Annotated in this window: 3 protein-coding genes; 1 reads left to right on the forward strand and 2 read right to left on the reverse strand. The window is 67.7% G+C overall.

The features are described 5' to 3' along the window. Positions 1–26: 26 nt before the first annotated feature. Positions 27–1,745 carry an autotransporter assembly complex protein TamA gene (locus HU218_RS13270; protein ID WP_174875420.1) on the reverse strand — a complete coding sequence of 573 codons (1,719 nt, stop codon included), beginning with the start codon at positions 1,743–1,745 and terminating at the stop codon, positions 27–29. 82 nt (positions 1,746–1,827) lie between these two features. Then, positions 1,828–2,916 carry a PepSY-associated TM helix domain-containing protein gene (locus HU218_RS13275; RefSeq protein ID WP_174875421.1) on the reverse strand — a complete coding sequence of 363 codons (1,089 nt, stop codon included), beginning with the start codon at positions 2,914–2,916 and terminating at the stop codon, positions 1,828–1,830. A gap of 130 nt (positions 2,917–3,046) precedes the next feature. Between HU218_RS13275 and HU218_RS13280 the strand changes: the two genes are divergently transcribed. Then, positions 3,047–3,571 (forward strand): TonB-dependent receptor plug domain-containing protein (locus tag HU218_RS13280; RefSeq protein WP_217450830.1); only part of this gene is annotated, 525 nt, incomplete at its 3' end.

Raw genomic sequence — 3,571 nt, forward strand, 5'->3', positions numbered from 1 at the left:
GTCGGGAGGAGTCGTCATCTGCGGCATCAGAACGCCAGACCGAGGTTGAGGTTCCAGCGCCAGCGGTTATCACGGTTGCCGTGGGCGATATCGAACGCCAGCGGCGCCAGCGGGCTGAGCCAGCGTGCGCCGACGCCGTAGGCGGTGGCCAGATTGAGCTTTTGCCACGACGCAGCGGCATCGCCGGCATCGTAGAACACCGCGGCGCGCCAGTTCTGCGTCACCGGGTACTGGTATTCCACGCTGGCGGTGGTCAGCACCCGGCCGCCATTAATGGTGCCATCGCTGGCTTCCACCCCCAGGCTCTGGTATTCGTAGCCGCGCACGCTGTTGACGCCACCGGCCTTGAACAGCCGCGAGGTCGGCACCTCGGAGGTATCGGCGGCAAACACCTGGCCGCCTTCCAGCCGCGACACCAGCGTGCCGCGCAGCCAGTGCGGCGACCAGTAATTGGCCAGCCGCACATAGCCGCGCTGGAAGCGGGTATCCGAGCCCAGATCGCCGACCGTGGTCGCCACTTGCGCTTCCACCAGGTAGCCGCTGCTGGGGCGCAGCAGGTTGTCGATGGCGCGCTGCGTCCAGCCGTAGGAGGCGATCAGCGACTTGCTGTCGCGGGTCAGCACGTCGTTTTCGTGTTCCTGTTCCAGCACGTATTCCAGCCCCAGCCGCGATTCGATATTGCCGGTCTGGCGGATGCGGAACACCCCCAGTTCGCGGTTATCGGTAATCACCCCGTCGCTGTCCTCGCGGCTGGCGTGCAGGTTGATGGCATGCGAATAGCCGCCCACCTGGCGCGGGAAGCCCAGGCCCAGATCCAGCTGCTGCTTGTCACGCTTCCAGTCCAGCACCACCGAACCGGTATAGCCGCGGCGGAACAGGTTGTAGTGTTCGTAGCCGATGCGCGCACCCGGGCCGTCCCCGGTGCTGTAGTTGATACCGAGGTCCAGCTTCTGCCGCTTGACCTCGGTGACGGTAACGCCGATCGGCACGCGGTCGTCCTGCACTTGCTCCCACAGCGGCGCCACCACCACGCCGCTGTAGTGGCTGTCTTTTTCCAGGCTGGCCTGATAGTCGAGGATGTCCTGCTGGCGGAAGTCGCTGCCGGCGCTGAAATTGGCCTGGCCGCGGATCACGCTGTCCGGGTAGCGCTGTGCGCCGCTGACCACCAGTTCGCCGTAGCGGATGCGCGGGCCGCTGTCGATGGTGACACTGAGCGTGGCGCGGCGGCTGGCGGGGTCGATCACGGCGCGCGAGGCGGCGATGCGCGCCTGCGGGAAGCGCTCCAGCAGCAGCGGCCGCAGCGCGGCCTTCTTGCTGTCGTCCCAGTCGCCCTGGCGGAACACCGCGCCCTGCGGCAGGCTCCACAACGCGCGGCCATCGGCGACGAAGCGCGCGTAGTCGGGCTCCTGCGTCACCGCACCCTGATATTGCAGCGTCACCTGCGCCACCGTGACCGGCAGCCCCGGCTGCACGCGTACCCGCACCAGCTTGCCGTCGCGCTGCACGCTGACCTGCGGCGCAAAATAGCCCTCGGTTTCCAGCAGCGTTTTCACCTCCGCCGGCGTGGTTTCCAGCATCGACGCCAGATCGCGCTCCTGCAGGGTGTCGTCGCTACGCAGCTGCACCAGGTCGAGGTTGTCCTCCAGCAGCGGCTGCAACAGCAGCGGCGCGTCGATCTCGACCTGATAATCCAGTGCCAGTACCGGCAGCGGCAGGCACAGCAACAGCAGGGGCAAATAGCGCATCGGCAGGCATCCACGGTGAATCGCGCTATGGTAGTGCAGATGCATGAGCAGCGTCAGCCACCCTGCCCTGCCAGCCCGGTGATTACTGGCAGCGTGCGGCCAACTGCAGCTGCCGGGCACGGCGCTGCTTGTGCCGCCGCGCCGCCCATTGATAGACACCGCTGGCCGACAGCAACGCCAGCCCGACGCCGGCCAGCAGCAACAACAGACGCAGCGGCCAGCCGCCGAGGCTGCCGGTGTGCAGCGCGTACACCCAGCTGGTGAGCCGTACCGCCGGCGCCGCCTGTGCCACCGGCGTCACCCGCAGCAAGCTGCCGCGGTAGGGGTCGATCTCCACATTGCTGCGGCCATTGGGGTGCAGCTCGCCCGGCAGGCGCCAGCGCAGCAGCAGCGGCTTGCCCGGCTGCGACAGATACTTGATGTCCACCAGTCGCCCCCCCGGCATCGCCTGCGCCGCGCGGCCAACCAGTTCATCCAGCGGCAGCCGCGCCGCGCCGGGCGCCGGTGCGAGTTTTATTTTGGCCGGCGCGCGGTAACCGTACCAGCCGTTGATCCAGTCGTTTACCGGGCGGTTGAACACCTGGTAAGCGCCAGTCAGGCCGGCGCTGAGCAACAGCACGCAGCAGCCGATGCCCACCAGCCGGTGCAGGTCGCCCAGCCACACCCGTAGCCCCTTGTCGCGCCGCAGCTGCCAGGCGCGCGACCAGTCGCGCGGCCACCAGTACACCACGCCGCTGATCGCCAGCAGCATCAGCAACAGCGCGCAGACTCCGGCCAGCGTCTCGCCGGCCTCGCCCAGCAGCAGGGTCTCGTGCAGCCGCAGCAACCAGTCGAACAGCCCGTGGCCGTCAGCCTGATCCACCGCGATGCGCGCGCTGCCGCCATCCAGCCACAAACGCCGCTCGCCAGCTGCCAGATGCAGCCGCACCTGCACCGCCTCGCCGGGCGCGGCGAAGCGCAGGTTGAAATCGGCGCCGGGGTAGCGCGCCAGCACCGCATCGGCCAGCGCCTGATAGCTGGCCACGTTGGCCGCAGGCGCCGGGCGCAGGCCAGTGGCGGTTTCGAGGTCGGCGCGGAACACCAGCAGGCTGCCGGAGAGACCCAGCAGCAGCAAAAAGCAGGCACAGCCCAGGCCCAGGTAGCGGTGCAGCAGGAGCAGGTAACGTTTCATGGTCGGTCCGGTGAGCGCATGGCAGCCATGCCATGCGGGTGAATTGCGGGAGCCATTGATTGCGGCATTGCATCAAATTGTATCACGAACGATAATTCTTCGCATTTACAACAAGATCAAGCTAGCACGCATGAAAACGCCTTCCCTGCTTTCCACTACCCTGCTGCTGGGCCAGCTGCTCCCCGCCGGCAGTCATGCCGCCACCAGCGACCACCGCGACGCCACGGAACTGGACACCGTGGTGGTCACCGCACCAGCCCGCCCCGCCGACAGCTACCAGCCGGGCAACAGCGTCAGCAGCGGCTACCAGCGCGCGGCTGTCGATACGCCGCAGGCGGTGGCAGTGGTACCGGCGCAGGTAATCCGCGACCAGCAGGCGCGCACGCTGGATGACGCCGTCAGCAATGTCAGCGGCGTGGTCCAGAGCAACACCCTGGCCGGCATTGCCGACAGTTTCATCCGCCGCGGCTTCGGCACGCGCGGCGACGGCAGCATCCTGCGCGACGGCGTGCGCGCCGCCACGCTGCGCAACTTCGACATCACCAGCGATTACGTGGAAGTGCTGAAAGGGCCAGCCTCGCTGCTGTACGGCATCCAGGAACCGGGCGGGGTGATCAACGTCATCAGCAAGAAGCCGCAATACGAGCAGCAGGGC

The organism is Vogesella oryzae (assembly GCF_902829295.1).
Lineage (GTDB): Bacteria > Pseudomonadota > Gammaproteobacteria > Burkholderiales > Chromobacteriaceae > Vogesella > Vogesella oryzae.

Excerpts from the sequence above, each read along its gene's own strand:
- HU218_RS13270 (WP_174875420.1), bottom strand. The coding sequence starts at position 1,745 with ATGCGCTATTTGCCCCTGCTGTTGCTGTGCCTGCCGCTGCCGGTACTG.
- HU218_RS13275 (WP_174875421.1), bottom strand. The coding sequence starts at position 2,916 with ATGAAACGTTACCTGCTCCTGCTGCACCGCTACCTGGGCCTGGGCTGT.